Origin of the sequence: Methylobacterium sp. E-025, assembly GCF_022829705.1 — a bacterium.
Taxonomy (GTDB): Bacteria; Pseudomonadota; Alphaproteobacteria; order Rhizobiales; family Beijerinckiaceae; genus Methylobacterium.
The window spans coordinates 1-26,741 of the sequence record NZ_JAKSYR010000126.1 but is presented as its reverse complement, the minus strand read 5'-3'; the positions used below and the strand labels follow the sequence as shown (position 1 = coordinate 26,741).

Below are 26,741 nucleotides of genomic sequence, written 5' to 3'. Positions count from 1 at the left end.
ATATCATATAAGAGTGTTAGTGTTTTTATTAATTACACTTACACACAAGCATCATGTCTGCAGATAATACATCAGAAAACAAGAGTACAAACAAATAAAGTGTATAATTAGATATAATGAATAAAGTTGATATATTATTTTATTAATACGATTATCTAGTATATAAAATGTTATTAATACAACATGGAGCAAGGCGACCAGCCTAACAAGAATGAGAGGGGGGGGGGTGAGGGGGGGGGGGGGGGGGGGGGCACCTCCGAGTTTCCCAAAAGGTGCCCTCACTCTAGCAGTGCCGCTGGCCGACCACCCAACGGACCCTCTCATGCTTCCCCGCGGCTGCATTGAGCTTCCCCCAAAGGTCCGCGTTCAGTACCGGTTTCTTGTTCGGCCCGCGCCACCCCTTCGCCTTCCAACCGGGTAGCCACTCGTTCATGCCCTTCGCCACGTACTCGCTATTCGCGATGACCGTGACCACGGCACCGGGGCGAAGCGCGTTCAGCCCCTCGATGGCCGCCGTCAGCTCCATGCGGTTGGCCGTGGTGGACGCCTCGCGGCCCTGAAGGCGCTTCTCAGCGCCCGTATCGATGTTCTGGATGGTGGCCGTATAGGCGCCTGCCCCGGGGTTGCCCTGGCAGATGCCCCTGATGGCGACGTAGATGTTTCGGGTTAGTGCTTCGGGCATGGAAGGTCCTGTTCAGGCATGGTGAGAGAGGCCGTTGGCGGGCCCTTTTGATGGTGCCCTTCGTGGTCTGGCTTCGCCGACTCAGCGCGCTGGCAACCGAAGACCGTATCGCGCGTTCTTGGTGCTCTCGATCTGGAGACCTTCATGCCAAAGTACCGCGCCGACTTTTTTGATGAGGTCGAAGATACAACGGCCGCACGTAGTGAGGTCTTCGATGCAGCCGATGAGTCAGCGGCAGCTCACGAGGCGAAGAAGAGAATGCAGCCCCATGAGAAGCGAGTGGATGTCACTCCGGTCGATGGCGGTCAGTCGTTCACGCTAGACGACTCGAAGCTCAGTGGCGGTGCAACTCTCGGGTAAGATGGTCATGGTGGCACGGGATGGATCGTACTCGTCCCGCGCCGCCGCTGCTCATTCTACTTCTTAGATCACCACAACCCATTGTCTCTGTTGATTTTGCGCGGCTTGTGCTCGGCTAGCGCGCTAATCATCGTGTTCAGCAACGGCACCATGCCGAGTGCATTCGAGTAGGGCAGTAGGCGCGCTGCCGTCCGCGCCTCGGGTTGACTCCAGCTTCCTTCACGGACTGCCCGGCCAAATCCGCCAACGCCCTTGAACGTGCTGTTCACAAGGTCAATCGACGGGTTGCCCAGGAACGAAGAGGCGGTTCCCGAAGCGCGCGTATCGAACAGGTGGGGGAACCCCGTGAGGTCCGCTCCGCTGTCCAGCACCGTGGGCAGGATCGAGGACCACTCGCCCCGCTGGACCCACGCCGCGGCAATCGCCTTGGGCGAGAGGCGCTCCTTCAGGACCTTCTCACGGTCCGCCCGGCCGAGCGTGTTGAGGTACTGTTGCCCCACATAGACCATCGACCCCACGGTGGACGTGAGGGTCCACGTCGCGAACGTCGAGAAGTCCGCGTGATGGAGCCCGCGGAGGAACTGGTTGGTGTACGCGCCCAGCATGAAGGACCGGAACTGGAAGATGGTCCGACCCATCGCGGTCCCTAGCAGGACGCTTCCCTGTCCCAGGTGGTTCTCCTGGATCACCTCTCGCGACCACCGCCACACGGCGCCACGGAAGGCCGAGAGGGCCTCCTGGTCATCCCAGCGGGTGAACCCTCCCTGGACGTACTTGCGGCCCGTGTTGCCCACCTCCTCGCGGAACGAGTGGGTGCGGATCTGGTCGAAGACCCGATGGGCCATCGCATCGTCCAGCCCGAGGGCCCGCATACGGTTCATGTTGAGGCCCAGCACCTTGGCAGAGCCTGTGCTCTTCTCGGCCGCGTTCAGGATCTTCATGACGATGGCAGCGGAGGCCCAGCGGCGGGCCATGGTGTCAATCGGGGCCATGCCCGAGATGACGTTCGTCACCCGCTTGCCGGTGTGGAGGATGTCCTGGGCGGTATTGTAGGCGCCGCTCTGGGCGGACCGGTTGATGAGGACCCCCGAGGCGTCCTCTACGTGGCCCTTGAAGCCGTCCCTGAACCAGTCCGCTCCGAAGCCCGAGAGTTGCTCCATGTCACGCGCGAAGGCCGAGTTCAGCTCGCCCGTCATCGCGTCCCGCGTCATCGCCCGGAAGGTCGGCACGCCCTGCATGGCCGCCTTGATCCCGAGCTGAGTGACCACGCCCAGGGTCTCGCCAATCTGGGCAAGGCCCACTTGGTTCATGACCCGGATGAAGTTGTAGTCGCGGACCACCTGGAGGCCACGCCCCAGTGTCGTCCGGTCGAACTGGTCCGGGATGCCCGTGACGCGGTCGTAGACGAACTCCATGCGCTTCTGGTCGGCATCCGCGAGACGGGTCCGCTTATCGAACGGGAGGTCCGTCCGGGCGTCCCACGTGGCGCGCATGTCCCGAACCAGCTTGTCGAAGTCCTCGCGGCTGGTGATGCCGTCGATGAGGTACGGGTTCCCCTCCGCGGGGCTCGTCTCCACGTCCTCAACGGTCTCCTTGAACTTCCGCTCGGGGCGAGCCGCGCGGGGCTGGAGCATGGCCTCGGCGGCTTCCTCCGCTTCCGCTGCGACTGGGACTTTGTAGGTTCTCCCATTCGGCCGGATGTTGAAGAGGTGGACCGGGCCGGCGCCGAAGTCGGCCGCGATGTGGCCGCCCTTCTTGATCGTCTTGGGGTCGGACAATCCGCTGAAGACGCCCAGGTCGCGGCGCTGGAGTTCCCGCATCGCTTCCGTCAGGTCCTTCATGGGGACGCTCGGGAAGGATGCCTTCATGTCCTTCAGGGACACACTGGCGTTCCCGCCCTGCGTCCCCTCCTGGAGCCGCGCCATGACCCGTTCCGCGAGCGGTAGCTCACCAGCCGGGGCCTTCGGCGTTGGCTGTACCAGCTCCAGCTTCCCGGAGCGGCGGAGCGCCGAGAGGGCCTGTTCCACTTCCTCTGGGGCAACGCCCTTCAGAGCCTCGTGGATCTTACCCATGGTGGCGCCAGGGGCGTCCGGGGTGCCCAGGTCATGGACCGCCTGGAGGGCGCGCTCTTCGACCGTGAGCGGCGTCTCCGTCCGCCGGGTCACCTTAGACACCTCAGCGGGCCGATGGAGCGGGTTCTTCACCTGGACCATCGACATGGCAACCTGCCCGCTCATTTGCCGGGCGTAGCTGTTGAACAGGAAGTGGCTGTCATCGTGGAACAGGTCCTTCATGCGAAGGGTCTCCCAGGACCCGTCACGGGCCTTGACCTGCATCTCGAAGGTGTTCTCGTAGAGCGTCCGCCGCTTGGAGCGCGCGATGCCGCCCCCATCGGACTCCTTCGGGGTCACCGCACGGATGACCGCATCGCGGGCCGTGTCGTCCAAGTCGAGGTCACTGAGGGCCCGTTGGAGCCCTTCGAGGTCCGTGCCGTGCATCGCACGGTCCATGCTCGTCATGCCCGCGGTGGCCTCGCGGAGGCGCTTCAGGTAGCCCTTGGACATGGCTTCCGCCACGTCGTCAGGCAACTCGCGGTTGGCCGCCTGGAAGGCGTTGCGGAGGAACTCGCGGATGGTGTCGTCACCGTAGCGCGTGGTGAGCGCGTCTATCTTCTCGTGGTTCGCGATGTTGGGCCGGTAGTTGGCATCGAAGGGAATGTCCTCGAAGCCCTTCACGGCCCGCCGGGTGGACCCGTCGAGGAGGCCGGGGTTCTGTGCCAGCTCTAGGAGGCCCTTGTAGCCGGCCCGGAGCTTGTCGGCCGTGGCCGCCGCCTCGGGGGAGAAGTCACGGCCGGGGACCCGGTTGTCCATGACGGCGGTCACCTCGGAGTTGAACGCGGCGCGGGCCGTGTCACGCTCCCCGCGGGGGATCTCCAGGCGCTTGGCGTAGCTCTCGAAGCCCTCCGTGTGGGCCTTGATCCGCCGCGCGCCGCGCGCGCTGCCGTGCTCCCGAGTCCGCCTCATGCTGGGCTACGCGGGCCGTCACTTCCTCAACAAGGCGACGAAGGGCGGGACCGGAAGCGCCTCGCCATTGGTCAAACCAGCGGTGCCGTGCGGGTGTTGTTGTGGAGATGGACACGGGGGCCAAGCTCCGGGTTACCGGCTAGGGGCCGCAGACATGGACCGCGAGGGGGCCCGGCGGCTGAAGCTGGGGTCGGGCCGACAGACCTCCAGGTTGCGGGAGCGAAGGTTCAGCGTGTCACCGTCCCGGTAGCGCACTCGGCGCGCAGAAGGATCGGCGGTCACGGCGCGAGCGACCATCACGAGGTTGTCCCGGTCGTGGCTCTGAAGGCGGACGTAGAGCTTCCCGCTACCGTTATCGTTCACGAACCACGGTCGGTCCCCGTAGTCTTGAAGGAGGCGCGTGTGGTCGGTTTCGTAGAGCCACGCATGGTGGCCTGGGCGATTGCTGAGCGGGACGCCAACGACCGAACGGCCGTCATCATCCCGGCGTCGAAGGACAGCCTTGGGCATGGTGGAAGTTCCAGATTGGATGAAGCGGGAATAGTGAGCACGCAAACGAAAGGCGCTACACACTTGCAAAACAATGGATACGCCCGGCTCAAGGCGCGCGCCGAAACAAACGGCGGGACGTAGCCACTGGGATTGCTGGGGTGGGTGGTAATCACCCACGTATGTGTGGGCGGTAATCCCGAGGGGCCTTCCTGCCCGGCGCGTTCTGCCCGCCTCGGGTCTCGCGGTCCGCGCGGCTACGCTGCCGCGGTCGGGGGCGTGAACAGGCTCTCGAAGAACCGCGCGAGAGGCGGACACTCCAGCACGAGCCGCCGCCGCCCCGCCCAGACCGAGAAGCCGTCCGCGTGCCACATCCCGTCGAAGAACTGACGCCCACGTGTGCCGTCGATACCAACGAAGCTATCGAAGAAGTCCCCCAGCCTCAGCCCTGTGCAGCTGATTTCGAACATCAGCGCACCGGAGCAACGACGAAACGTAAGCATGGTCATAGGTCCCCAAAGGCTCTTCAATCGGCCCGTGGATTTGTTGTGGCATATGAACCGGTGCGGCGGAAGAGATATTCAATAGATAATTCGATGTGCGATTCAATTGCAACAATACCTACCCAGTTGTGGGTTAATATATAACCGGTTGTGGGTAGTTCCGGTTATATGATCCGCTGCATTGGATTTGGTATTGAAAAAACGGATGGGCCTTTATCATTTGCACTTGGGCGCCGTCCAGGGCAGTTTATGTGGTTCTTCGGACAAAGGCTCGGCAGCTGTCAGCATCTTTGAGGACCCCGCCCGCTCAGTGCCGGCTGTCTGAGCTTTCCTCACCGCCGCCCGCCTCCTCGCCTTGACCGTCATCTGCTCCTCCAGGACGGCGCGAGGAGGTCGCATTTTCTGCCCAACGGCGGCGATGCGGTCCGCAAGCTCCGCCTGATCCTCGGGGAGCAACTGGTGTCCGCCGCCCGGCTCCCAAGGCAGGTCGCGGACAGCTTGGCTAATGAGGCCACGGGCCGCCGCGAACTTGATCCGCGCCAGCGCCCATGCATCGCGGTTGCCCGCTTCGCGTTCCTTGGCGGTCACGATGTCCAGGACCCTGCACTCTCGGGTGAGGGCGTCGCGGAGGATGATACCCTCGAAGTCCGTGAAGGACAGCGTATGACGTTCCAAGGCCGCGCACTCGTTTGGGTGGGCGGCACCTTGGCGGCTTCCAGGTGCGCCCGTCTATCCGACAAGATGCCGGATTGTCTGACGGCGGGAAATCTGGACAATGCTAAAGGAAGGGCTGGCATCGCACATCACGGTGCCCTATTCGACCGCCTTCGGTGCCACGCCTCAGGGCCGGTAGGTGCTATTCTTTCGGATGGGCGGCGCCATGGTGCGATGGCTGTAGAGAACGTCTCGTCAAAAGGTCCGTAGGTTTCGGTGAGGCTACCGAGAATGCGAAAGGCAATGGTCTTAGCGGCGCTCGTCATAGCCGCCTTCGAGCCCACGATGGCGCTTGCCCGGCGGGTGATCGTTGAGGATGGCACGGCGGGGCAGGACTTACAGGGCGCGGCGGCCTTTCTCGCGCTGTTCCCTGTGGTGGCCGTCGCGGTCTTTGCGGTTGCGCGAAGGGCCGGCTGGCGGGGGTGAGACTGTGGTTGAGGCGAGGGTGGCGCGGACGGGTAAGCTCGGTGGTGACCGCCGCATCCCTCGGGATTAAAATCAGCCACTCCCGCGGTAACCTCTCACCATGCCTGAGCCAAGTCGCATCGCCCACCTTCGCATCACCCTAGACGACACTGAGTCGGCCATCTGGCGGACTGTCGAGGTGCCGTTGTCGGCCAGCCTCAAGCTCCTTCATGAGGTGATCCAGGCGGCGATGCCGTTTCAGGATTACCACCTTTTTCAGTTCCACGAGGGGGCTGTCCGCTACGCCATCCCCAACCCGGAGTGGCCTGATGGGAACACCCGGAATGCGAAGACTACCAAGCTTGGGGCGCTCGTGGATCGAGGCGCCACCGCCTTCGCCTATACCTATGACTTCGGGGACAACTGGCAGCACACCGTCACGGTCGAAGAGGTCGGCCCGGCGGACCTCGATGTCGCCTACCCGCGCTTCCTCGACGGGGCGAGGCGGGCACCTCCCGAGGACGTGGGCGGGACGATGGGCTTTGAGAAGTTCCTTGAAGCCGTCAACAAGCTCCGGCACCCCGAGCGAAAGCGGATGCTTGAATGGTACGGCGGCCCGTTCGATCCAGAGGGGCTTGACCGGGGGACCATTGAGGCGGGTATGGCGAAGCTGGCTCGCCGCCGCGCCATCGGGCAGGCAGCATTCGCTAAGAGCCGCCGATAGGAGCGCCCATGCTCAGCTTCCTCCTCCTCGTCGCCTGCACCGCGTTCGGGCCAGCCATGCTCATCGCCCTAATCCGCCTCGCCTCGGGCCCAAGAGCCGCGCGTGGCGCTTGGAGGAAGGCTCTCCGGTGGCTCTACCTCGCAGCCCTGACCCTCTGTGGCTTTGGGCTGGGTTGGTGGGCCTGGATAGACGGCGTGGCGGAGACCGATACAGGCATTCAGTTCGGCATCGCGAGCATGCTGACGGTTCTAGTCGCGTTCTCCGGGGCAGTCTCGTGGACGGTCGCCGGTACCCGTTGGGTCCGCATGGATGGCGGTACCATCCTCCGCTAGGCAGACCACCGCGCCAAGGCCGCCTCTGCCTCCGCCGGGTTATCCCTGATTCGATAGATAGTCTGGCGCGTCAGCCCGGAGGTCGCGGCGATGCTGCTCACTCCCTGGCCTTGGCCTAGAGCCCCGCTGACGGCATCGAACTGCTCCCGCGTAAAGCTGGGCTTGCGGCCCCGGTAGGCGTCCACACGGCCCTTGGCGTGGTCGATACCGGCCCTCTGCGCTTCCTTGGTGGCCTCCGCCTGGGCTTGCGCCGTGGCGGCCATGAAGCCGATGAGCGCATCCCGCACGGCTTGCTGCATGGGGTCCGTGGTGGCCCCGTCGAAGGTAAGGTCGTTGATGACGGTTCGGACGATGACGCCCCGGCGCATCAGTTCCCGGATGGTGTCGCACACGTCCGCGTAGTTGCGGCCCAAGCGGTCCACCCAACGGACCACGAGGGTACCGGCGCTTCGTGCGCGCCAGCCGCGACGGGCTGCACCGCGCCTTGCCGGATGCGGGCCGGGTGCTCGTCGGAGCGGTCGTTCTCGGGAGCGGCACGGCGCTCCTGCTCTTCCTGCTGGCGCCCTGGCTCGGCTTCGCGTTCGGCCGCGCCTACGACGAGGTCACGTTCTTCGTCCGCTGCCTCTCCGGCACGATCGCCCTGATCGCCGTCTGGTCGGTGGCGATCGACCTGCTCGGCGCCTCCGGCCGCCAGGGGGCTCGCGCGATGATCCTGAGCACCGTCAACCTTCTGGGGGGCGGCCTCATCGCCGCGGCCTCGTGGCTCGCCGGGCCGTCGGGCGCGATCGTCGCCCTCTACGCGATCGAGGCGGGAACCGCGGCGGCGGCCTGGCTCGTCCTGCTGAGCCTGGCCGCACGGAGCCGCGGGCGCGCCCTGAGCGCGGCCGCATGACGACGCACCCGGACCGGAGCCCGGGAGCAACCGCCTTGCACGACCCGCCGGCGTGCGGACGGGGCGAGGGCCGTCTCAGGTCGATGGAGATCGCGGACGTCGCGGCGGTCGGCCGGCTCTTCCTGCGCCACTTCCGGGGCATCGAGGCGGAGCCGGGACCGGACCTTCTGGCCTATCTCCGCACGCTCGCCTTCGGCGCGCCGGGCCAGACCCGCGAGACGGGCAGCTGCGTCTACGAGCGGTGCGACGGCCGCATCACCAGCGCGCTGCTCTCCGTCCACGTCGCGTTCCGCGTGGGCGAGCGGGACGTCGCGGGACGCCTGTTCTCGGCCTTCATGACGGACGGATCGAAGGACGCGGCCGGCGCCGCCAAGATCAGCCTGGCCATGCGGGCGCGGCAGCAGGATCTGGCCTTCAACGATTCCTCCTCCCCGACGAGCCTGAAGCATTTCCAGGCCGTGGGCGGCACGATCGTGCCGATCCAGAACCTGGAATGGATCCGGACCTTCCGCCCCGCCGAGGCCGCGCTCGGTCGCGTCGTGCGCAGGACGCTGCGTCGGTGGGAGCCGCCGCTCGGGCCGCTCGCCTGGCCGCTCGACGCGGCGATCCGAGCCGTCCGCGGCCGCTCGGCTCGACCGTGCCGACCGGACGTGCGGGTCGAGCCGATGACGGTCGACGACTTCCTCGACCATGCGCCCGGGTTGATCGCGCATCATGCGGTCCGCCCCCGCTGGTCGCGGCCCGAGCTCGCCTGGTTCGTCGCGATGGCGGAGCAGAATCGCCGCCGCGGCCCCCTGGCGATCCGCCGTGTCGTGAACCGATGCGGGGCGGTCGTCGGCTGCTTCGTCTATCACGGTGCGGCGGGCCGGCCCGCCCGGGTCCTCAACGTGCTGGCCCGCCCCGCGCAGGAAGCCGCGATCCTGCACGCGATGTTGCGTCACCTCGACGAGGCCGGCTGCACCGAGGCGATCGGGCACGCGCAGCCCGCGCTCATGCACGGCCTCGCCCACCAGCGCGGCGTCGGCTTCCGGCATCGCGCCTTCGTGTGCGTGCTGACGCGGCATGCCGACATCGCCGCCGCGGCGAAGCGGGGCGACATCTACATCGGCGGCTTGGCAGGCGAGGATTGGAGCCGCCTGATGTCGGACTTCTAGAGAGCATTGTCTTCACGCGAGCCGGGATCCACCTCGTCCGAAAATGCTCTGGGACGTCCGCCGAGCCTGCCGCGGTGCGACCGGCGACGCGCCTCGGAGCGTCCCGCTCACGCGTCCGACCCGGCACGGGCGGCCGGACGTGCCGCGACGACATCCTGCAGGATGCGGCTCTCGATCCAGGCCTGCGGCGCTTGCCGTCGCCGGAGGAAGCCGAGGGGCAACGCCGCGGCATGGAAGATCCAGGCGACGACCGCGTAGAGCCCGAGCCGCAGGCTGTGCTGACGCCATGCCATCAGGCCGACCACGCCGACGACGAGAGCGAGATCGAGACCGAGCCCGAGCCAGGGGTGCGGGGCCAGGAACGGGAGGGCCAGCATCAGGATCAGCCACAGGTAGACCGCGGCCCAGAGCTTCAGCTCGGGCAGCTCGCGCACGAGCCGCCCCCAGCGCGGCGTGCCGAGCGCTGCCCGAAGAACTTCGCCGATGCCGCGGAGATAGCCGGATTTCCAGCGCCGGACGAGCAGGGCGTAGGCGTCGACGGCGTGCCCGAAATGGCTCACGAAGCGCCGGTCGAGCCGATGCAGGCCCCAGCCGCCCGCCCGCAGCCGCAGACCGAGGTCGAACTCCTCGTATCCGTGCAGGTTGCGGTCCGACAGATACCCGACCTGCAGCAGGGCTGCGCGGCGGTAGAGACCGCCCCCGTTCATGCGGTCGATCGATCCGGTCCGGTTCTCCGGCGCGGCGCGGCGCCCGCGCCGTACGTATTCGAGGCTGGTGTCGTTCATTTCCGCGACATGCCCGGTCACGCCCGCGCAGGAGGGATGCGCCTGCAGATAGGCGAGCGCCTCCCGCAGGAAGCTGGGGTCGAGCAGCATGTCCCCGTCCATGAGGCAGACGAACGGCTCCCGGCTGTACTGAAAGCCGAGTTGCGGACCGATCCCGCAGCTCGGCCGGACGGCGGGATCGAGCTGGACCACCCGGACCGGGAAGGCCGAGGCGACGCCGACCGTCCCGTCGCGGGAGCCGCCGTCGGCCAGGATGATCTCGCCGCCGATCCCGTCGAGCGCTGCCACGACGCTCGCGAGGGCTCCCCCGATCCGTGCTTCCTCGTTCAGCGCCTTGAGAATCACCGAGACCGTCATTGCAGCTCTCACGAACCGCCACGCGTCGCCTTCCGTCGGGCTGCCTGCGGAGCGCCATGTCGCCCCCCGCCTGCCCACGCCCGAAGCGGACCCTCGACCCATCCGCTTATAGGAATTCTTGCTGCCTGACAGGAGCCAAATCGCCCATCACCGTTGTCGGCGGCCGGGCCCACCGCAGGGGCGAACCTTTGGCAGCATCCTGATCGATCCCGAACGCAGACGTCACATCGACCTGCGGCCGACCGTTCGGCTGCGACGCCGACCGCTCGGCTCCGGCGCGATCCACAGATCCGGGTGGCGGCACGGGATTGCCGGGCCGAAGACGCGCGGGAGATCACGATAGGCAGGCAGGCACGGGAGGCGAGTGCGGATCATGCGTGCCGAGTCGCTTGACCGCAGCGGCGACCATGCGTCCGTCCGCCATGGTCGCCATGGGTCGATCCATTTCGATCGGGCCGCGGCCGGTCGCGCTGCCGCGCCGGACTTGGCGCAAGCCCGCGTGCGCGTCGGCCCTGTGTCGGGCCGATCCGCGGTTCAGCGAAACGTGCCCGACAGCTCCTGGCCGTGTGCCGTCATCAGGTCCCGCCCACCGGTCTCGTTCGCCCAGGAGAAAGGGCTGCGGTTGGGGCCGACGATGTAGATGTTCCGGTCCATGCGGATGCTTCGATCGGAAAAGATCCTGAGATCGCCCGTGTCCTGAACGGCGCCGCTGCTGCCTCCCGCCGACACGTCGATCGTGTTGTCGTGAATGGAGATGTTGCGCAGCAGATAGGTCCCGAATTTTCCCGCCTGCCGGGATTGCTGGATCAGGGCGATGCCGTTGCCCTTCGTCGCGCCGTCGGACACGATCGTGTTGAAGGCGATCTCGATCACGGCGCCCTCGGTCGCGCCGGAGGCGGCGACGATGATGCCGGCGCACCAGAGCCAGCCAGGACACGTGTCGCCGGAATTGTTGCGGACGACGTTGTGCCGGATCGCTGCGGTCCAGGAAATTTCGTGAAAGATGCCGCCGCAGCAATTGTTCTCGACCAGGTTCCACTCGGCCGTATAGTTCGTGTTGTCGATATCGCTCCAGATGCCGGGCCCCTGGTTGTCGTGGACCCAGTTGTGCCGGACGACGGCGCCGTCGCTCAAGGTGATCTTGCCGCCACCGGCCTCGAAGGCCGGATCGAACTTCTTCTGGTGATTGTTGAACGCGATCTCGTTGTTTTCGACGATCGGCGCACCGGGCATGGCGGTGCCGTAGCCCGACTGGGCATTGTGGTGGATGCTGTTGCCCGAGACCACGGTGCCGACGCCCATGGAGACGCCGATCCCGGCATTGCAGCAGATCTCGTTGTCGAGGACGCGCCAGCCGCGTCCGTGGGCGGCATAGACGGCCGCATCCTGGTTGCCGGCCGTATAGTTGCGGATCACGAGATTTCGGATGACGACGTCGCGGGCGGTCCCGTCGAAGGCGCGGCGGACGCCGTTCCGACCATCGAGGACGGCGCCCTTCAGCCCGGTGAAGGATTGCGACGGGAGCGGGCTGACATGTTGGGCCGGGTAGAGACCGGGCTGAAGGCAGAAGGCAGCACCCGGGCCTGCCGCTTCCGCCATCTCCTGCAGCCTGGCACCGGGTTGGACGCGGATTCCCTTGCAGGCGATGTCCTTCGGGCCGGCCGGTCCGAGCAGCCCGGCCGTCTCCGCCGCTCCCCCGGACGGTTTGTGGGGGGGGCCCGCAGCATCGACGTCGACGGCGATCGCCGGCGGGCGATGCTCGTCCGAGCCTGCGGCGGCCGGCGCCGAGATCGAGGACAGGAAGGCAAGGACGATGAGGGCCGCCCGCTGATCGCGCATCGCATTCGCTCTCGAAAATCGGATTCCCGTCGTGCCCTGCCAGACCGGGCACAGGCCTTTTGCCGACGGGCACGTCCCGTCGCCCGTTGCTATTTCGCGGCGCCCGAGAGGGCGTCGAAAGCGAACGATCTTCTCGCGGACCCAGGAGCCGGCCGCTCGTACGGCATCCGGTAGATCATCGATGCCGCGATGCCGAAGCCGAACAGGCACCAGAACCAGATCCCGAGCATCGGGCCCTCGAGAGCGACGTCGAAGGAGGCGTCGATCACGAACGCGAGACCGTAGGCGACGATCCAGAGCAGCACGTTCGACTGGTCGATATCCCCGCGTCGCCGAGCCTGGACGACGTCCCACAGCAATCGACCGAACCAGGTCGCGAGCAGCAGGATCCAGAGCGAGACCCCCGGCACGCCGGTCCGCGCCAGGAACGTCATGTTGACGTTGTGCGGGCTCCGCAGGGGATTGTCGGAGCGGGCGTTGCTGATCCCATCGACGACCGAAAGATTGATCCCGAGACCCTTGCCCGTCCAGAAATAAGGCCCGTGCAGCGTATAATCCTTGATCCTCTGCCACCAATGCAACCGCCACGTCTTGGTGTCGTCGAGATTGGCGGACTTGCTCTCGCCGAGGATGCTGTTGACATTGTCGACGATCTGCTCGAGCCCGATTTCGCGATGCGATCCGTCGGGATTGGGCGGCCCGATCTGCTTGATCCCGAGGACGGCCATCAGCCCGAAAAAGACCAGGCACAGGAGCATGATGCGCACGATCTTCCGCATCTGCCGGCCGACGACGGCGGCGAGCAGGCTCGGGACGAGACAGGCCAGCATTCCGCCTCGGCTCGGCGTCAGCAGGGCCAGCCCGAACAGCAACGCCAGGACCCATGGCAGGCTGACCTTGCGCAAGCCGAGAAGCACGAAGATCGTAGCGCCTGCGACGTGCACCGATGCTTCGCCGGGCCTGATCTCGAACATCGGCGTCCCCGACCATGGCCACTTCGGCACAGCGTCGTTGGTGTACTTGGCCAGGAGGAAGAGCGGTCCGCCGATCAGCCCATACAGCCACGCGAAGGACGCGTATCGGGCCACGAGGACGTCGATGCGGTGCGGCTGCTCCAGCAGGAGCGCGGTGACGAAGAACGCGAACAGCCCGTAGAAGACGAGCATGCTGTCGCGGATCGTGTCGAGGCCGTAGATGCCGATGTCGGGCGCGGCACGAATCACGATCAGGACCATCAACCCGGCGAGGATTTGGTTCTGCACCGGCACGAAGGTCGCGAGCACGCACCGTGTTCGGGTCCAGGCGACGAAACCGAGAAGCAGCAGGATTTCGCCCACGAAAAGGGGCGGCACGCCGAGATAGGCGAATCCCTTTCCCAAGACCGCATAGCCGAGCAGCGCAAAGCACCCGAATCGAAGATACGCGTCGCCGAAGTACGGGGTCGGCCATCGCGACGCACGCGCCCGTCCGGTTGCATAGGTCATTTGCGCAAGACCTGCTCGAGTTCGATCGATCAAAGATCCGGCTCAGGATGCCACCGTGGCCCGCGCGGATCGGCGGAGCATCGGTGTCATTCCCGCGACCCGGAAGGGGGAGGCCCAATCCGGTTCGAGCCGCCGCCCTCGACCGATGAAGGCGGCGGCGGGTCCGCCGAACGCATCGGGTCCCGGACCGGGCCGATGCGGCGGGTCGGGCCCACGCTCCCATCGCGGGTCCGACCTGCCCGCGGCCGGATGGGATCAGACGGTGTTCTCGGCCCGACCGACCGTCCTGTCCCGGCGGATCAGCTGGGCCGTGGCCAGGGCGACGAAGCGCGGGATCATCGAGGCATAGCGACGCCATAGCCGCCTGGGCTCGGTTCCCAGGCGAAACGCCCATTCGAGTCCGTTCCGCTGCATCCAGCGCGGCGCTTGGCGCTTGGTGCCGGCCAGGAAATCGAAGGCGGCGCCGACGCCGATCAGCACCGGCGCCTCGATCCGATCCCGGTGGGCGCTCATCCAGCGCTCCTGCTTGGGCGTGCTGAGGCCGACCCACACGATGTCGGGCCTGCTCGCGTTGATGGCGCGCACGATCGCCTCGTCCTCCTCGGCGGTGACGGCGCCGAAGGGCGGGCTGAACGTGCCGGCGACGACCAAGCCCGGATGGGCGGCGCGCAAGGTCTCCGAGAGCTTGTCCGCGAGACCGGGGCCGCCGCCGAAGTAGTAGTGACGGTATCCGAGGGCCGGCGAGATGCGCGAGATCTCCCGCATCAGGTTGGGACCATAGACGCGCCGCACGCGGGGGCGGCCGAGCCTGTGGGCCATCCAGACCAGGGGCATCCCGTCCGGCGTGACCATGCCGGCGCTCGCATGGATCTCGCGCAGGGCAGCGTCGCGCCGGCATTCCATGATGCCGTGGACCCCGGTGACGCAGACGTAGTGGCGCCGGCGCGACCGGATCCATGCATCGATCGTCATGACCGCATCCTGGAGGGTGATGGCGCTCACCGGAACGCCGAGGATCTCGACGCGCGGAGGCCTTGACGGAGCGCTCATGAGGCGGCCCTCAGAAGCGGGCTGACCGTGCCGCCCGGACCTGCCAGCAGCGCTTCGAAATAGGCGATGGTGCGCTTCAATCCGTCATCCAGAGCGACCTTCGGCGTCCAGTGCAGCAGGTTCTGCGCGCGACCGATGTCGGGGCAGCGCTGGGTCGGATCGTCCTGCGGCAAGGGTCGGTACACGATGGCCGAACCGGAGCCGCACAGGTCGATGATGCGGTGCGCGAGCTCGGCGATGGTGATCTCGACCGGGTTGCCGAGATTGACCGGGGCCTCGAGGCCCTGATCCATCGCCATCAGACGCACGAGCCCTTCGACGAGATCGTCGACGTAGCAGAAGGAACGGGTCTGCGATCCGTCGCCGTACAGGGTGATCGGCTCGCCGGTCAGCGCCTGGATGATGAAGTTGGAGACGACCCGGCCGTCCTGCGGATGCATGTGGGGGCCGTAGGTGTTGAAGATCCGCGCGACCCGGATCGGAAGCCGATGCTGCCGCTGATAGTCGAAGAACAGGGTTTCGGCGCAGCGCTTGCCCTCGTCATAGCAGGCCCGCGGTCCGGTGATGCTGACCCGGCCGCGATACGCTTCCGGCTGCGGATGGACGTCGGGATCGCCGTAGACCTCGCTCGTCGATGCCTGGAGGACGGGAATGCGCAGGCGCTTCGCCAGGCCCAGCATGTTGATCGCTCCCATGACGCTCGTCTTCGTCGTCTGCACGGGATCGCGCTGGTAGTGGACCGGGGAGGCGGGGCAGGCGAGATTGTAGATCTCGTCGACCTCGACATAGAGAGGAAAAGACACATCGTGCCGCAGAAGCTCGAAAGCCGATTGGTGGGCGAGCTCGGCGACGTTGCTTCGCGATCCGGTGTAGAAGTTGTCGACGCACAAGACGTCGTTGTTCTCCCTGAGCAGCCGGGCGCAGAGATGCGAGCCGATAAAACCGGCCCCTCCGGTGATGAGCACGCGTTTCTTCATTGTCTCCATCCCCGTACGATGATGTCGCGTCCTGCTCTCGATTGCCGATCACGTCTCCCGACCGATGCTTCGGACGCATCGGCTCGAAAACCCTGGCTGCTCGATCGGAGCGTGGCGGCCTTGAGCTTGCGCTTGCCGGACGCGGCGCCAAACCGTTCATCGGCAGGATGCCGAGCGTGGAACGCGACCCTTTCGCACTACTCCCGCTGACGGGCGTGTGTTCATGCGATGCTGAGCTATGGTTGCTGCTCCGGCCTGAACCGGATCATCATTGCATCAGAAATATCGGAAATTATTTCTATCAATTTGCATGGTATTATATAGTCTTATACGCTTGAGATGAAATTTTTTATCCGAACAAACCCGGAAATTCCCCCCTCAATCAAGTCGGATCGGTGGCGATGACTAGCCTTCGCGTTCTCATCTCTCACAACCGCTACCAGATCCGCGGTGGCGAGGACGCCGTCGTCGAGGGCGAAGTGATGGCGCTCGCGCGGGCCGGCTGCCGGGTCGAGACCGTTCTCGTCAGCAACGACACCATCGACAGCCCCGTCGCCCGCTTGCGCGTCGCCATCGAGGCCGCGCACGCGCCGCGCGGGATCGCCCGTGTCCTGGAAGCGGTTCGCGACTTCCGCCCCGACGTCGTGCACGTCCACAATACGTTCCCGCTGGTTTCCCCGGCGGTTCATGCGGCGGTTCGCGCGGTCGGTCCCGCCACCGTGCAGACCCTGCACAATTACAGGATCCTCTGCGCCGGCGCGCTCCTCCTGCGCGACGGACGGCCCTGCGAGGATTGTATCGCGGGCACGCCGTACGCCGCGGCCGTCCACGGCTGCTACCGCGGCTCGCGGATCGGATCCCTCGCGGTCGCCCGTATGATCGCCCATCACCGCCGGGTGGGCACCTGGAAGCACGACGTCGACGCGTTCATTGCCCTGACCGGCTTCGCCCGCGATCGCTTCGCTCGCGCCGGCGTTCCAGCCGAGCGCATCTTCGTGAAGCCCAACGGTCTCGCGGATCCGGGCCCCGTCTTCGACGGCCCGCGGCAACGCCTCCTGTATGCCGGTCGCCTCAGCCCCGAGAAGGGCCTGTCCGTGCTGGCCCAGGCCGCCGCGCAGGCAGGGTTGCCGGTCGATGTCGCCGGTGACGGTCCGATGCGATCGGAGGTCGCTGCCGGCCCCTGGCTCGTCCCGCACGGTGCTCTCGCACCGGCCGAGACACAGGCGGCGATCGCGCGTGCCCGAGCCCTGGTCGTGCCCTCGCTCTGGTACGAGGGCCTCCCAATGGTGATCATCGAGGCGTTCGCCGCCGGCACCCCGGTGATCGCATCGCGCATCGGCTCGCTCGCCGAACTCGTCGAGGACGGCGTCACCGGCCTTCTCGTGGAACCCAACGACCCAGGGGATCTCGCCCGTGCCCTGAGGCGGATCTCCGGCGATCCGGCCGAGGCGCGGCGCATGGGACGTGCCGGGCGCGCGGTCTATGAGCAGCGCTGGGCCGAGCCGATCACGACGAAGGCCCTGATCTCCGTCTATCGGGCGGCGCTCGCGTCACGGTTTCACGCCCTGAAACGCGCGGCATCCGATCACGGTGGTCGGCACGGCTGCGGAGACGGCGCGTCGCAAGTCTTATGACGACGCAGAAGCCGCTCGACGATGCGATCTCGCAGCACGCATCGGTATTAGTGCCCAAAGAGCTGCGCCGCTGTCCCGAAGAATAGCGTCGAGCGAAGCCGAGGCACCGTAGGCTTTCGCGGTCGCGCCGGATGAACGCAGACGCGATTTCGAGATGATCCATTCGGGTCTCGACGGGAAGACAGGTCGGTCGCCATGCATGAGCTCTCTCGATGGGTCGGCCGCCTCGGCTCGGTGGTGCTCGCCGTCCTGGCGGTGATCGCGGTGGGATGTTCCGCCCACGCGCAGGACGCGGTCTATCGGATCTCGTCCGGCGACAAGATCACCCTGTCCGTGTTCGGTCAGCCGGAGCTGGCCGGGGACTACGTGGTCGGCGGCGATGGCAGCATTCTGCTTCCCATCGTCGGCGACGTCGCGGTCGCGGATCTGACGCTGCCCGAGCTTCAGAAGCGTGTGACGGAAAGGCTCGCCGACGGCTACTTCCATCAGCCGGTCGTGAGCGCCCGGATTTCCGAGATGCGGCCGATCTACGTGATGGGCGACGTCAAATCCCCGGGAAGCTATCCGTTCCGCTACGGTGCCACCGTCCAGAGTGCCATCGCCCTGGCAGGGGGATATGCGCTGCCCGAGCAGGCGCAGATCGGGCTGCGCACGGAGTTTCTCCTGGCCGAGGAGCGCGTGCGAGCGCTCGAGCTGACCCGCCGTACGCTCCTGGTCCGCCGCGCTCGCCTGTCGGCGCAGCTCAACGACGCGCCGAGCTTCGCGCTTCCCGCCGAGCTGACCGAGGACGATGGGACGCGCGCCCTCCTGAAGGCGGAACGCGAGATGCTGGAGACCCAGCAGAAGGCTCTGAAGGCCGAGGTCTCGCTGCTCGAGGAGCAGAAGCCCCGGCTCGAAGCGGAAATCGTGGGAAACAAGGCCCAGTCGGCTTCCGAGCAGGTGCAATTGAACCTGATCCAGGACCATCTTGCCGACTACAACAAGCTCATGAGCGACGGTCTCGCGCGGCGCTACACCGGGATCGAGCTCAAGCGCGAGGAAGCGCGCAACAAGGGAAACATCGCGCGCCTCTCCTCGGAGCTGGCCCGTCTCGAGCTGGGCATCGGCGATCTCGCCGTGCGCGTGCTCGACACGCGGAACACCTACAAGCGGCGCGTCATCGTCGAGTTGCAGGAGCTGCGCTCTCGCCTGGCCGAGGTCGAGACGAGCCTCCCCACGGCGCGGGAGGTCCGCGAAGCGCGCATCCAGCAGGGCGGCACCCTCGGCATCGCCACGTCGCAGGAATTGAACCGCAGCGCCTTCGTCACCCGGCGCCAGAACGGGAAGGCGGAGACCGTGCGCGTGACGCTGACCACGGTCCTTGCGCCGGGCGAGATCGTCGAGATCCGCCGGGACGGCGCAGCGTCGGATGCCATGGCGCAAGGCGGCGCGAGCAACGGCGTCGCCGCCAATGCCACGGCCTCCGACCGCGCAGCGCAACGCCCGACCACATGGACCTCCGCGGATCCGACCGACAAGTACCCGGGCGCTCTGCTTCGATAACCGATCGGCGCCGCGGGCATCGTCCGACCGCGTACCCGGCCCGACCGCGAGCGGCGCCCCGGAAGGCGCCACCGATGCCAGACCACCGGGCGGCCGAGCGGATGCTCTACGCCTCGAAGACGATCCGACAGCCTTCAACGACGAGGACAACATGAACCAGTTGCCGCGGTTCGATCCCCACCTCAGGGAGACGAGCGTCCGTGATCACTACGACGGCGTCGCGCAGTCGGCGATCAAGATGATCTTGCGTCGCCGCCGGCTCATCGGGGTGGCGCTGGTGGCCGGGTTCGTGATGGGCATCGCCGGGCTGATCCTCATCAAGAAGACCTATACCGCAGACGCCTTGATCCAGCTGACCTTCAGCCGCGACGAGCAGACGCGGACGGGATCATCGGCGCAATCGACCGGAACGGCGGTCGAAGCGTCGGCCCTCGTGGAGAGCGAAGCGCGCCTGCTCCGCTCCAGGGCCGTCGCCCGCCGGGTCGTCGCCCGCCTCAACTTGGCGGCAGACCCGGAGTTTGCGCCCGCGACCCCGTTCATCCTTCGTTTCGAAAGCTGGCTGCCCGACAATCTCCGCACCATTCGCCCTTGGCAGACGCCGTCCTCGGACCAGACGTTTCGCGAAGACCTGATCGCGCACGCACTTCTTCAGGGGCTCTCCGTCACCAACGACATTCGATCCTACATCATCGGCGTTTCGTATGCTTCGGCCGATCCGGAGCGATCAGCGAAGATCGTCAATGCGTTCCTGGACGAATACATCAGCAACAACATGGAGACCGGCGTCAGGGCTGCCCAGCGGACAAGCGACTGGGTCGCCTCGCAGATCCGTCAGACCCGCGCGTCGCTCGACATCGCCGAGTCGGCCGTGAACGCGTATCGGCGCCAGTCGGGATTTCTCGAGCTGTCGACCGACGGTGGAATGCCACAGCAGCAACTGCAGAACCTGTCCGCCCGTCTCGATGCGGCGACCGCTTTGCGCCTGGCCGAGGAGGCGAGGGTCGCACACGCCAAAGAGGTCTTCGTCGCCGGAGGCGTTCCGTCCGCGGAAGACCTCGCCGGTGCTCCGGTGATCCGGGAACTCCTGGAGAACCGCGAGAAGCAGCGGAGGGAACTGGCGGAACTCGCCCTCAACGGACCGAAGCATCCCGGCCTCTCGCGCGCGCGATCCGCGCTCGACGACACGGAGACGCGCCTCCACGCGGAGATCGAGGGAGCGATCAAGGAATTGGACGGCCGCTTGAGATCCGCCGCCGACGCGGAGGCAGCGCTCGCGGCTCACATCAGGCAGACCAAGGACACCGCGATCGACTCCAAGAAGCGCGAGACCCAGCTGAAGAGCCTTCAACTCGACGCGACCTCGTTGCGTGACAGGCTGAAGGTGCTCACCGAAAGCTATGCCCAGGCCATCGCCGCAGCGGGCCTGGCGTCCACCAGCGCGCAGGTCGTGATGCGGGCCGAGGCGATCCCGCTTCCCTCGGGACCGAACCCGGTCGTGATCTTCGCCGTGGCGATGCTGGGCGCGACGGCGATCGGGATCGGCGGCGCCTACCTGCTGGAGAACCGGCACGACGGCCTCCGCTCGGAGGCCGAGCTGTCGGCCGAGACGCAGACGCCGTGCCTCGGCATGATCCCCGACCAGCCGAAGCGCCCGAAGCCGAGCGACAAGCGCCTTTTCGAGGAGGCGATCCGGTTCCTGGCGGCCTCGATCGACGTGCAGACCGCCGCCGCCTTCGGCCGCGTCCTCCTCATCACATCGTCGGTTGCCAAGGAAGGCAAGTCGGACGTCGGCCGCGCCCTGGCGACCGAGGCGGCCAGGAACGGCGGGAGAGCCCTCATCGTCGATGTCGCGTCGCGGTCGACCGAGGAAACAGGCACCCTATCCCTGCCGCTCGATGCGGCGGTGAGCGACCCTGATGCCTTCCTGAGGAATTTCGCCGACGATCCGGTCGTCCGTTTGGCAGCGCCACGCTGGATCGCTTCCGACGATCTCACCTGCATGCGTCTCGCAGCCTTCATCGAACGGGTGAGGTCCTCGTTCGAGATCATCATCCTCGAAGCTCCGCCGGTTCTGCAGTCGCTCGACTTCCTGCCGCTCGCAAGGCTGGCCGATCTCGTGGTTCATCTCGCCCGGTGGGGCACGACGCCTCGGGAGACCATCGCGGCCGCCTTCAAGCGGTTCGATAGCCTTTCGGTTCGCGTCTGCGGGACCTTGATGACCCACGTCGATCCAGCGACGAACCAGGGCGCCGGCAGGAGCGGTCGAGGCGCGTCGTCCTGGGACCGAAGGGACCCTGCCGCGAAAGGGCCCTTCCTCGGCTCCATCCGCTCGGCGATGAAGCGCACACGGGCTTCGCAGCTGCTGAAACACTGAGGATTCCGCGCTGCCCACGCGAAGGACGGCACGGCGTCGACGACCGTTCCGCGAGGCCGGTCGCTCTCCACGCCGCGAACGTCCGCGAGGCGAATGCCCCGGCCCCCCGCACCGTCCCCGTCGCCCTCGACGGACCGGGCATCCATGGTGCCGCTTCGACCTCGGGCCTCCACCGGACCGGGCGCTCATCCGCGGCGTCTCGACCGGCCCCGACAGGGCGGATGGCGATGCCGGACCGATCCGACCTGTGCCGTCCCAGGGTCCCGGCCGACGAGGGCGACCGCGTGCCGGGCCCGGCTCAGGGAGCCCGGCAATTCATCGCATCGGCGGCCTCGGCGACGCTGAGCGACCGCCGGCGAACCTCGAGCGGGACGTCCGGTCGTTCCGACACCGCCGTCGCCTCGCGCCTGAGTGCCTGGTCGCAGGCGCACGAGCGGTGCCCGGCCGCATCGTAGCAGGCGTCGTGGCGCTGGCAGGCGGCGTCGAGGGCGTCGGTCGGCGGCAGGTCGGCGCCGCGCTGGCCCGCACCGCAATAGTTGCCGTGAAACAGTTCCTTGCCCGTGAGCACGTTCGCGAGGTCGCCCTTCGGCGGGGGCGCCTCCTGCGGCGTGCCGCTTGGGTTCAGGTCGTTCGCCGGTCCGCCGGACTTGCTGGCCGACCCACGCAGCGTCTTGGGAATGCCCGATCGCGCATCGGGCTCTCCCAGACTTTCTCCAGTGCGGGAGTTCGGATCGGACAGGTCGGGAAGCGGCGGCGGCGGACCCGGCCTCGCCTCTTCAGAGCTCGGCGAACCCGGATCGTCCTGCGTCGTCTGCGCCACGGCACCGTGTGCCAGGAACACCGCCATGGAGAGGACCAGCGCAACCAGGGTTTTCAAGTCCGACTCCCGTGGAGCGAGGCGAGCACGTCGTTCGGCGCGCCTGGCCGGCGCCATCGGCCCTCCGAGACGGATCGCCTCGAAATCGAAGTCTCCGAACGCAAAGACGGTCCTCGCCTGGGTAGGGGCGGGACGCGGACCAGATACGGCGACGTCGAGGAAAGCGTTCCACGCCCTGTGCCGGAAAGCGCGATCGAACGGGACGACGGGGGGATCGCCGTCCCGACGATGTCACTGCGCGTCGGCATGACCGCGACCGCGTGGAGCCCGCGGTGGATGCCAGAGAGCGGCCAGGCTCACCCGTTCGCCGGCACGGAGGCTGCCTGCGCGACGGATGGGAAGCGGGATGCCGGGCATCAGCCGGCTCGCCGACGCGGATTGCGCAGGCCGCACGTGGCTGCCGGCGAGGAAGCCACGATCAGAGATCACGCAAAGGTGAAGTCAGGCTTATCTAAGGTTGCCGATATCAAGCGGAACAATGCCCGAAGCCGTGCCGTTGCTGGGCGTCTGACGGCATGCCTCGGGCGCGTTGGGGTCTGCAGTTGGACGTCGAGAATTTCGAAGCTTATCACCGCCTCTACGGCGGTGTCGCCGACCTGTCGCGGATCGGCGCCGGCTTCAGCGCGCGCCTCAACGTCATCCGCCTCCCGCGCCTGATGCTGCATGAACGGCGCGTGGAAGGCGTCTTGTCGAACCGCACCTGGGCGTGCGTCGGCCGCCACGGCTTCGATCACATCACGCTCCATCTCCTCAGATCCGGGGATTTCGTGTCCGGTCCGCCCGGTGCCGAGCGGCGGCTTCAGCCCGGCGAGGTCGTCGTGCTCGACACGAGCCGCCCCCACGTCTCCCGCATGACGACGCGCGCGGACCTGCTCTCGATTCAAGTGGCACGCGCCCACGTCGCGGAGGTGATCTCCGATCCGGCCGGGATCCACGGCACCGTCCTGCCGGCCGCGGCTTGCGGCCTGCTCATGGATTTCCTGGCCTCGCTCACGCGGCGATCCGCATCGCTGCGGCCGGATCCGTCGGCCCACGTCGCAGCGGCGGCGATCAACCTGTTGAGCCTAGGCCTCAAGGGCCTGCCGGCCTCGGCCGAGGCGCTTCCGGCCGAGGCGGGGGACGCGCTGCGGCGCCGGCGTGCCGAGGCCTTCATCGCGACGCGCCTGCCGGACCCGAACCTCGACGCGCATGCCGTCGCGGACGGGATCGGGATCTCGCGCTCCGTCCTGTACCGGGTCTTCGGCGTGGATGGCGGGGTGAGGCGGTTCATCCAGCAGCGCCGCCTGGACGAGCTGCGTCGCGCCCTCCTGCGCCCCGGCGAGACGCGCCGTCTCGGAAGCCTCGCCTACGCCCACGGATTCGCCACCGAAAGCCATTGCAGCCGAGCCTTCGCGGCGGCCTTCGGCCTCCCGCCGGGGCAGTTCCGGACCGAGCTGACGCGACCGGATGCCGACGAGGCGATCGATCGCGAGGACAGCCTCATCGGCTTGGCCAGGGCGCTGTACTGACGATCGGCCCCGACGCCAGGATCCGCGCACGCGCCGCATCGAGCCCGCGCGCGCCCGCGAAGGTCCGTGAAACCCGCTTGCCCGGCGCCACTTATCGCAGGGGAAACGGCGGGAGGAAACGGATGGCAGGCACGATCGACCGCGCGACGCTCGACCGTCTGATCGCCCTGGGGCGCGAGCGCGGGGAGCTGACCGCGAGCGAGCTTCAGGCGGCTCTGCCGGTCGAGACCTTCGACGTCGACGCCCTCGTCCTGGTGATGCTGGAATTGGAGGCGGCGGGGGTGAGCGTGGAGCCGGATGCGTTCGGCCCGCGCGCCGAGACCGACGCCGCGCCGCGCCTGACCCTCGCGAGCCCGGAGCCCGGCGTACCCCGCGTGATCGCACCGACCGGCGAGGGCGAGCCGGTCGCGGCCGCCGCGCCGGCGGCCGAGGCGGCGGAGCCCGAGGCCGACGAGACCGAGCCGGTCGGACGCGTCGTCCTGCTCGCCGGCGTCCTGGTCCTGCTGGTGCTCGGGACGATCCTGGTCCTGGCCTGAGATGCGGAGCGAGGCGGCCGGGCCTGTCGATCCGGTCCGCGCGCCATCGCGTTGGCCCCACGAAGCCTGCGCTGCGCCGCGCAGGCCGAGGCGTCACGAAAGGCTGCGCTTCGCGGCCACCGAGCCGTGGACGCAGTCGACGCACCCTTCCCGCCGTACATCGGACGGCCCCGATCCCGGGCCGCATGCGCGACGATCCACGAGACGACGCGGCGCGCCCTGACGGCCGGCGCCTTCGCGCGCCGGCAGCATCGTCGTTCGGCGTCAGGCGAGCTTGCGACCGTCGGCGGCGTAGCGGTCGATGGCCGAGGGCAGCTCGCGCGAGAGGCGCGACAGGAGCGCGGAGCGGCTCAGGCCGGTCTGCTGGGTCAGGTGGTCGAGGGTCTCCGGGCCGATGGCGCGCTCAAGATCGGCCTCGTGGATGTCGCGGTTGGCGCCCTGGTTGATCCAGGAATTCGCCGTCTCGCCGTGGCCGCCCTTGGTGAAGTGGTCGACGAGCTCGCTGAGGCCGCTGGCGATCAGGCCGCCGACGCCGGCCGAGCCGACGCCACCGAGGAGCCCACCCAGGCTCGAGAGGCCGCCGCTGCCGGACGAGGTCGTGGAGCGGCTCGACACCGGCGGAATCGTCGCGTGCCCCGGCGTCGCATCATGCCCCTTCAGGAGCTCGGCGAGCTTGTCGCGGTTCTGGTAGCCGGCCACGGCCAGAAGGCCCAGCAGCGCGGTCATCGAGGGATAGCCCTTGCTCATCGGTCGTCCTTTTGGGTTGGAAGGTGGAAGGTCCGGCACCGGACCGGTGCTCGAAGGGAGCGGGAGCGCGCGCCGGCCGCCGATCCGCGCGGCGTCCCGCGCGCTCAGGATCGGGGGACCGGACCCGCAGCGTTGGCGAGCCCGGCGGGGTCTGCGATCACGGGCAGGGGTGACGGTCGCCGTCGTTGCCGAGGTAGGTCCCGCTGGCGGCATCGTAGGAGCGGAAGCGGCGCGCGCAGGCGGCGACCGCCTCGGGATCCGGGCCGCCCTGCACCACCACCGGCGCGGCCTGCGCCTGCGCGTTCGCGATGGCGCCGCCGATGATCGCCCCGGCCGCCAGGCCTGCGACGCCCGCGCCCACCGCCGCGCCGACGCCGGGCCCGCGACGATGGCCGTAGCCGCGTCCATAGCCGTAACCCCGGCCGTACCCCCGCCCGCCGCGCCAGCCGTGACGATGACCGAAGCGGAGATACTGCACGTAGCCGGTCGGCAGGTCACCGCGCACCAGCGCCTCGACGGGGGCGCTGGATGCCGGGGCGGCCTGGGCCGGCAGACCGACCAGGGTGGCGGCGACGGTGGCGGCGAGGGCGAGGGTCAGCTTCATCGTGGATCGTCTCCTGATGGGCGGGGGAAGGGGGATGCTTCAGTAGCCGCGGCGGTTCGGCGGGGCGGCGGAGCGGCCGGCGAGGCGGCGGCTGACGTAGGCGATGACCTTCGGGAGCAGAAAGGCGGTGAGCAGCTTGCGGATCATGGAATGCGTCTCCGATGGGATAGGTTCAGGACCTGGAACGGGACAGCCAGCCGACCGCGAAGGCGACGGCGGCGAGGCCGACCAGGGCGGAGACGCGGTTGTCGTCGGCGTAGCGCGCCGCCTGCCGGCTGTAGGACGATCCGCGCTTGCGGGCGTGGCGGGTGAGATCGCGGCCTTCGTCGATCCAGCGGCCGGCTTGGTCCTCGACCGCGTGGGCGAGGGCGCGCCCGTCGTCGAGAAGGTCCTCGGCCCGGTCGCGGGCGCGGCCGTAGGCGTATTGCGCGCCGCCGGCCGCCTGGTTCACGGCGCCGCGGACCTGGCGGCCCGGGTCGCCGGTGAGGCCGCCGAGCGCGCTCTGGGCACGGCCCTTGAGGTGGCGCGATGCGCCGCGGAACTGGTCGCCGTTCATGGATCTCTCCTGGCTTTCGAAGTATCGGGCGGCGGTCGGGCCCCGGTCGGGTCGCCCGCCGCCGTGCCGGATCAGCGCTTGCCGCCGACCTTGTCGACCAGCGACGACACGCCGTCCTTGGCCTCGCCGACGGTGCGCTGGGCCTCGCCCTTGAGCTCCTGGGCCTTGCCTTCGACCATCAGGCCGTCGTTGCCGGTGACCTTGCCGGCGGCCTGCTTGATGTTGCCGGCGGCCTCGTTGGCGAGGCCCTTCAGCTTGTCGGTGGTGCTGCTCATGGGATCGCTCCTTGCGCGGGAAGGGACGGGTTCGGGGGGGGGGCCGGCCGGTCGCATGGACAGGCCGGTCGTTCGCCGAGCGTCGGGCTGAGCGGAGCTCGCGTTCAGCCGGGACGCGGCTCAGGCGCGGCTGGCGGCGTGGCCGGCGACCAGCGTCGGCGGCGTCGGGGCGCCGAGGCGGCCGGCGAGGAAGCCGGCTAGCGCGCCGAGGATCAGCGCGAGGGCGCCGTAGAACGCGCCCTGCGTGGCCGCACTGCGGGTGGCCTCGGCTGCGGCGGACGCCTTCTGCTTGGCGTCGGCGAGCGCGGCGTCGTACTG

24 protein-coding genes and 2 pseudogenes are annotated in these 26,741 nt (G+C 67.8%); 10 read left to right on the top strand and 16 right to left on the bottom strand.

Translation table 11 applies throughout. The annotated features are described in order from the left end of the window. Positions 1 to 283 precede the first annotated feature (283 nt). Complete coding sequence (locus tag MKK64_RS19015) at positions 284 to 682, bottom strand: ribonuclease H (RefSeq protein ID WP_243936457.1); 399 nt, start codon at positions 680 to 682, stop codon at positions 284 to 286. Between the two features lie 144 nt (positions 683 to 826). Here MKK64_RS19015 and MKK64_RS19010 point away from each other — a divergent pair, with 144 nt between their 5' ends. Continuing rightward, positions 827 to 1,042 (top strand): hypothetical protein, encoded by a 216-nt coding sequence (locus tag MKK64_RS19010; RefSeq protein ID WP_243936456.1) that lies wholly within the window; start codon positions 827 to 829, stop codon positions 1,040 to 1,042. Positions 1,043 to 1,110: 68 nt separating this feature from the next. Here MKK64_RS19010 and MKK64_RS19005 read toward each other — a convergent pair whose 3' ends face one another. From MKK64_RS19005 to MKK64_RS18995, 3 genes are all read right to left on the bottom strand, one after another. After that, positions 1,111 to 4,065 carry a hypothetical protein gene (locus MKK64_RS19005; RefSeq protein ID WP_243936455.1) on the bottom strand — a complete coding sequence of 985 codons (2,955 nt, stop codon included), beginning with the start codon at positions 4,063 to 4,065 and terminating at the stop codon, positions 1,111 to 1,113. 746 nt (positions 4,066 to 4,811) lie between these two features. Beyond that, entirely contained in the window at positions 4,812 to 5,063 is a 252-nt protein-coding gene (locus MKK64_RS19000) for a hypothetical protein (RefSeq protein ID WP_243936454.1), read from the bottom strand. Between the two features lie 210 nt (positions 5,064 to 5,273). Next, positions 5,274 to 5,732 (bottom strand): hypothetical protein, encoded by a 459-nt coding sequence (locus MKK64_RS18995; RefSeq protein WP_243936453.1) that lies wholly within the window; start codon positions 5,730 to 5,732, stop codon positions 5,274 to 5,276. A gap of 565 nt (positions 5,733 to 6,297) precedes the next feature. On the opposite strand from MKK64_RS18995, the gene MKK64_RS18990 reads away from it, so the two are divergent. Together MKK64_RS18990 and MKK64_RS18985 are read left to right on the top strand one after the other, a co-directional pair. Further along, positions 6,298 to 6,900, top strand: coding sequence for a plasmid pRiA4b ORF-3 family protein (locus MKK64_RS18990; protein WP_243936451.1), 603 nt, complete (start codon positions 6,298 to 6,300; stop codon positions 6,898 to 6,900). Positions 6,901 to 6,908: 8 nt separating this feature from the next. Next, positions 6,909 to 7,232, top strand: coding sequence for a hypothetical protein (locus MKK64_RS18985; RefSeq protein WP_243936449.1), 324 nt, complete (start codon positions 6,909 to 6,911; stop codon positions 7,230 to 7,232). Here MKK64_RS18985 and MKK64_RS18980 read toward each other — a convergent pair. Then, positions 7,229 to 7,684 (bottom strand): annotated as a pseudogene (locus MKK64_RS18980) (recombinase family protein); the annotation flags it as partial. The gene MKK64_RS18985 and the pseudogene MKK64_RS18980 overlap by 4 nt on opposite strands. On the opposite strand from MKK64_RS18980, the gene MKK64_RS18975 reads away from it, so the two are divergent. Next, positions 7,684 to 8,124, top strand: coding sequence for a hypothetical protein (locus MKK64_RS18975; RefSeq protein ID WP_243936447.1), 441 nt, complete (start codon positions 7,684 to 7,686; stop codon positions 8,122 to 8,124). The pseudogene MKK64_RS18980 and the gene MKK64_RS18975 sit on opposite strands and share 1 nt — an antisense overlap. Before the next feature lie 83 nt (positions 8,125 to 8,207). Further along, a complete protein-coding gene (locus MKK64_RS18970) occupies positions 8,208 to 9,278 on the top strand; it encodes a GNAT family N-acetyltransferase (protein ID WP_243936445.1) in 1,071 nt (356 codons plus the stop codon). 107 nt (positions 9,279 to 9,385) lie between these two features. On the opposite strand, the gene MKK64_RS18965 is transcribed toward MKK64_RS18970, so the two are convergent. The 5 genes from MKK64_RS18965 to MKK64_RS18945 all read right to left on the bottom strand — a co-directional run bounded on the left by MKK64_RS18965 (position 9,386) and on the right by MKK64_RS18945 (position 15,770). Then, positions 9,386 to 10,420, bottom strand: a complete 1,035-nt coding sequence (locus MKK64_RS18965; protein ID WP_243936443.1) for a glycosyltransferase family 2 protein — start codon at positions 10,418 to 10,420, stop codon at positions 9,386 to 9,388. 534 nt (positions 10,421 to 10,954) lie between these two features. Then, on the bottom strand, positions 10,955 to 12,259 hold the full coding sequence (locus MKK64_RS18960) for a right-handed parallel beta-helix repeat-containing protein (RefSeq protein ID WP_243936441.1): 1,305 nt from the start codon (positions 12,257 to 12,259) through the stop codon (positions 10,955 to 10,957). Positions 12,260 to 12,348: 89 nt separating this feature from the next. Next, positions 12,349 to 13,776: an O-antigen ligase family protein gene (locus tag MKK64_RS18955; protein WP_243936440.1), complete on the bottom strand. Its 1,428-nt coding sequence runs from the start codon at positions 13,774 to 13,776 to the stop codon at positions 12,349 to 12,351. Positions 13,777 to 13,998: 222 nt separating this feature from the next. Next, positions 13,999 to 14,715 carry a WecB/TagA/CpsF family glycosyltransferase gene (locus tag MKK64_RS18950; RefSeq protein ID WP_243936439.1) on the bottom strand — a complete coding sequence of 239 codons (717 nt, stop codon included), beginning with the start codon at positions 14,713 to 14,715 and terminating at the stop codon, positions 13,999 to 14,001. A gap of 74 nt (positions 14,716 to 14,789) precedes the next feature. Further along, entirely contained in the window at positions 14,790 to 15,770 is a 981-nt protein-coding gene (locus MKK64_RS18945) for a UDP-glucuronic acid decarboxylase family protein (RefSeq protein ID WP_243936438.1), read from the bottom strand. 401 nt (positions 15,771 to 16,171) lie between these two features. On the opposite strand from MKK64_RS18945, the gene MKK64_RS18940 reads away from it, so the two are divergent. The 3 genes from MKK64_RS18940 to MKK64_RS18930 all read left to right on the top strand — a co-directional run bounded on the left by MKK64_RS18940 (position 16,172) and on the right by MKK64_RS18930 (position 21,320). Then, positions 16,172 to 17,404, top strand: a complete 1,233-nt coding sequence (locus MKK64_RS18940) for a glycosyltransferase family 4 protein (protein WP_243936458.1) — start codon at positions 16,172 to 16,174, stop codon at positions 17,402 to 17,404. A gap of 237 nt (positions 17,405 to 17,641) precedes the next feature. Beyond that, complete coding sequence (locus tag MKK64_RS18935; RefSeq protein WP_243936437.1) at positions 17,642 to 18,946, top strand: polysaccharide biosynthesis/export family protein; 1,305 nt, start codon at positions 17,642 to 17,644, stop codon at positions 18,944 to 18,946. A gap of 151 nt (positions 18,947 to 19,097) precedes the next feature. After that, entirely contained in the window at positions 19,098 to 21,320 is a 2,223-nt protein-coding gene (locus tag MKK64_RS18930) for a GumC family protein (protein WP_243936436.1), read from the top strand. A 298-nt stretch (positions 21,321 to 21,618) separates the two neighbouring features. Here MKK64_RS18930 and MKK64_RS18925 read toward each other — a convergent pair whose 3' ends face one another. Further along, positions 21,619 to 22,167 carry a phospholipase A2 family protein gene (locus MKK64_RS18925; RefSeq protein WP_243936435.1) on the bottom strand — a complete coding sequence of 183 codons (549 nt, stop codon included), beginning with the start codon at positions 22,165 to 22,167 and terminating at the stop codon, positions 21,619 to 21,621. Between the two features lie 572 nt (positions 22,168 to 22,739). On the opposite strand from MKK64_RS18925, the gene MKK64_RS18920 reads away from it, so the two are divergent. Together MKK64_RS18920 and MKK64_RS18915 are read left to right on the top strand one after the other, a co-directional pair. Continuing rightward, complete coding sequence (locus MKK64_RS18920) at positions 22,740 to 23,705, top strand: helix-turn-helix domain-containing protein (protein WP_243936434.1); 966 nt, start codon at positions 22,740 to 22,742, stop codon at positions 23,703 to 23,705. A gap of 122 nt (positions 23,706 to 23,827) precedes the next feature. Continuing rightward, entirely contained in the window at positions 23,828 to 24,241 is a 414-nt protein-coding gene (locus MKK64_RS18915) for an RNA polymerase sigma factor region1.1 domain-containing protein (RefSeq protein ID WP_243936432.1), read from the top strand. Positions 24,242 to 24,505: 264 nt separating this feature from the next. Here the strand turns inward: MKK64_RS18915 and MKK64_RS18910 are convergent, their stop codons facing one another. The 5 genes and pseudogenes from MKK64_RS18910 to MKK64_RS18890 form a co-directional block, all read right to left on the bottom strand. After that, positions 24,506 to 24,988 carry a YidB family protein gene (locus tag MKK64_RS18910; RefSeq protein WP_243936430.1) on the bottom strand — a complete coding sequence of 161 codons (483 nt, stop codon included), beginning with the start codon at positions 24,986 to 24,988 and terminating at the stop codon, positions 24,506 to 24,508. A 157-nt stretch (positions 24,989 to 25,145) separates the two neighbouring features. Further along, on the bottom strand, positions 25,146 to 25,592 hold the full coding sequence (locus MKK64_RS18905) for a BA14K family protein (protein WP_243936429.1): 447 nt from the start codon (positions 25,590 to 25,592) through the stop codon (positions 25,146 to 25,148). A gap of 172 nt (positions 25,593 to 25,764) precedes the next feature. Then, positions 25,765 to 26,148, bottom strand: a complete 384-nt coding sequence (locus MKK64_RS18900) for a CsbD family protein (protein WP_243936428.1) — start codon at positions 26,146 to 26,148, stop codon at positions 25,765 to 25,767. Positions 26,149 to 26,219: 71 nt separating this feature from the next. Further along, positions 26,220 to 26,423, bottom strand: a complete 204-nt coding sequence (locus MKK64_RS18895; protein WP_147859832.1) for a CsbD family protein — start codon at positions 26,421 to 26,423, stop codon at positions 26,220 to 26,222. Between the two features lie 120 nt (positions 26,424 to 26,543). After that, positions 26,544 to 26,741, bottom strand: a pseudogene (locus MKK64_RS18890) (PhnA-like protein); the annotation flags it as partial.

What these genes read in the sequence shown, in the direction of transcription:
- MKK64_RS19015 (WP_243936457.1), bottom strand. Translation starts at nt 682, where the DNA reads ATGCCCGAAGCACTAACCCGAAACATCTACGTCGCCATCAGGGGCATC.
- MKK64_RS18990 (WP_243936451.1), top strand. Translation starts at nt 6,298, where the DNA reads ATGCCTGAGCCAAGTCGCATCGCCCACCTTCGCATCACCCTAGACGAC.
- MKK64_RS18910 (WP_243936430.1), bottom strand. Translation starts at nt 24,988, where the DNA reads ATGAGCAAGGGCTATCCCTCGATGACCGCGCTGCTGGGCCTTCTGGCC.
- MKK64_RS18900 (WP_243936428.1), bottom strand. Translation starts at nt 26,148, where the DNA reads ATGAACGGCGACCAGTTCCGCGGCGCATCGCGCCACCTCAAGGGCCGT.
- MKK64_RS19000 (WP_243936454.1), bottom strand. Translation starts at nt 5,063, where the DNA reads ATGACCATGCTTACGTTTCGTCGTTGCTCCGGTGCGCTGATGTTCGAA.
- MKK64_RS18930 (WP_243936436.1), top strand. Translation starts at nt 19,098, where the DNA reads ATGAACCAGTTGCCGCGGTTCGATCCCCACCTCAGGGAGACGAGCGTC.
- MKK64_RS18985 (WP_243936449.1), top strand. Translation starts at nt 6,909, where the DNA reads ATGCTCAGCTTCCTCCTCCTCGTCGCCTGCACCGCGTTCGGGCCAGCC.
- MKK64_RS18925 (WP_243936435.1), bottom strand. Translation starts at nt 22,167, where the DNA reads ATGGCGGTGTTCCTGGCACACGGTGCCGTGGCGCAGACGACGCAGGAC.
- MKK64_RS18965 (WP_243936443.1), bottom strand. Translation starts at nt 10,420, where the DNA reads ATGACGGTCTCGGTGATTCTCAAGGCGCTGAACGAGGAAGCACGGATC.
- MKK64_RS18915 (WP_243936432.1), top strand. Translation starts at nt 23,828, where the DNA reads ATGGCAGGCACGATCGACCGCGCGACGCTCGACCGTCTGATCGCCCTG.
- MKK64_RS18895 (WP_147859832.1), bottom strand. Translation starts at nt 26,423, where the DNA reads ATGAGCAGCACCACCGACAAGCTGAAGGGCCTCGCCAACGAGGCCGCC.
- MKK64_RS18945 (WP_243936438.1), bottom strand. Translation starts at nt 15,770, where the DNA reads ATGAAGAAACGCGTGCTCATCACCGGAGGGGCCGGTTTTATCGGCTCG.
- MKK64_RS18960 (WP_243936441.1), bottom strand. Translation starts at nt 12,259, where the DNA reads ATGCGCGATCAGCGGGCGGCCCTCATCGTCCTTGCCTTCCTGTCCTCG.
- MKK64_RS19010 (WP_243936456.1), top strand. Translation starts at nt 827, where the DNA reads ATGCCAAAGTACCGCGCCGACTTTTTTGATGAGGTCGAAGATACAACG.
- MKK64_RS19005 (WP_243936455.1), bottom strand. Translation starts at nt 4,065, where the DNA reads ATGAGGCGGACTCGGGAGCACGGCAGCGCGCGCGGCGCGCGGCGGATC.
- MKK64_RS18950 (WP_243936439.1), bottom strand. Translation starts at nt 14,715, where the DNA reads ATGACGATCGATGCATGGATCCGGTCGCGCCGGCGCCACTACGTCTGC.
- MKK64_RS18905 (WP_243936429.1), bottom strand. Translation starts at nt 25,592, where the DNA reads ATGAAGCTGACCCTCGCCCTCGCCGCCACCGTCGCCGCCACCCTGGTC.
- MKK64_RS18940 (WP_243936458.1), top strand. Translation starts at nt 16,172, where the DNA reads ATGACTAGCCTTCGCGTTCTCATCTCTCACAACCGCTACCAGATCCGC.
- MKK64_RS18970 (WP_243936445.1), top strand. Translation starts at nt 8,208, where the DNA reads ATGGAGATCGCGGACGTCGCGGCGGTCGGCCGGCTCTTCCTGCGCCAC.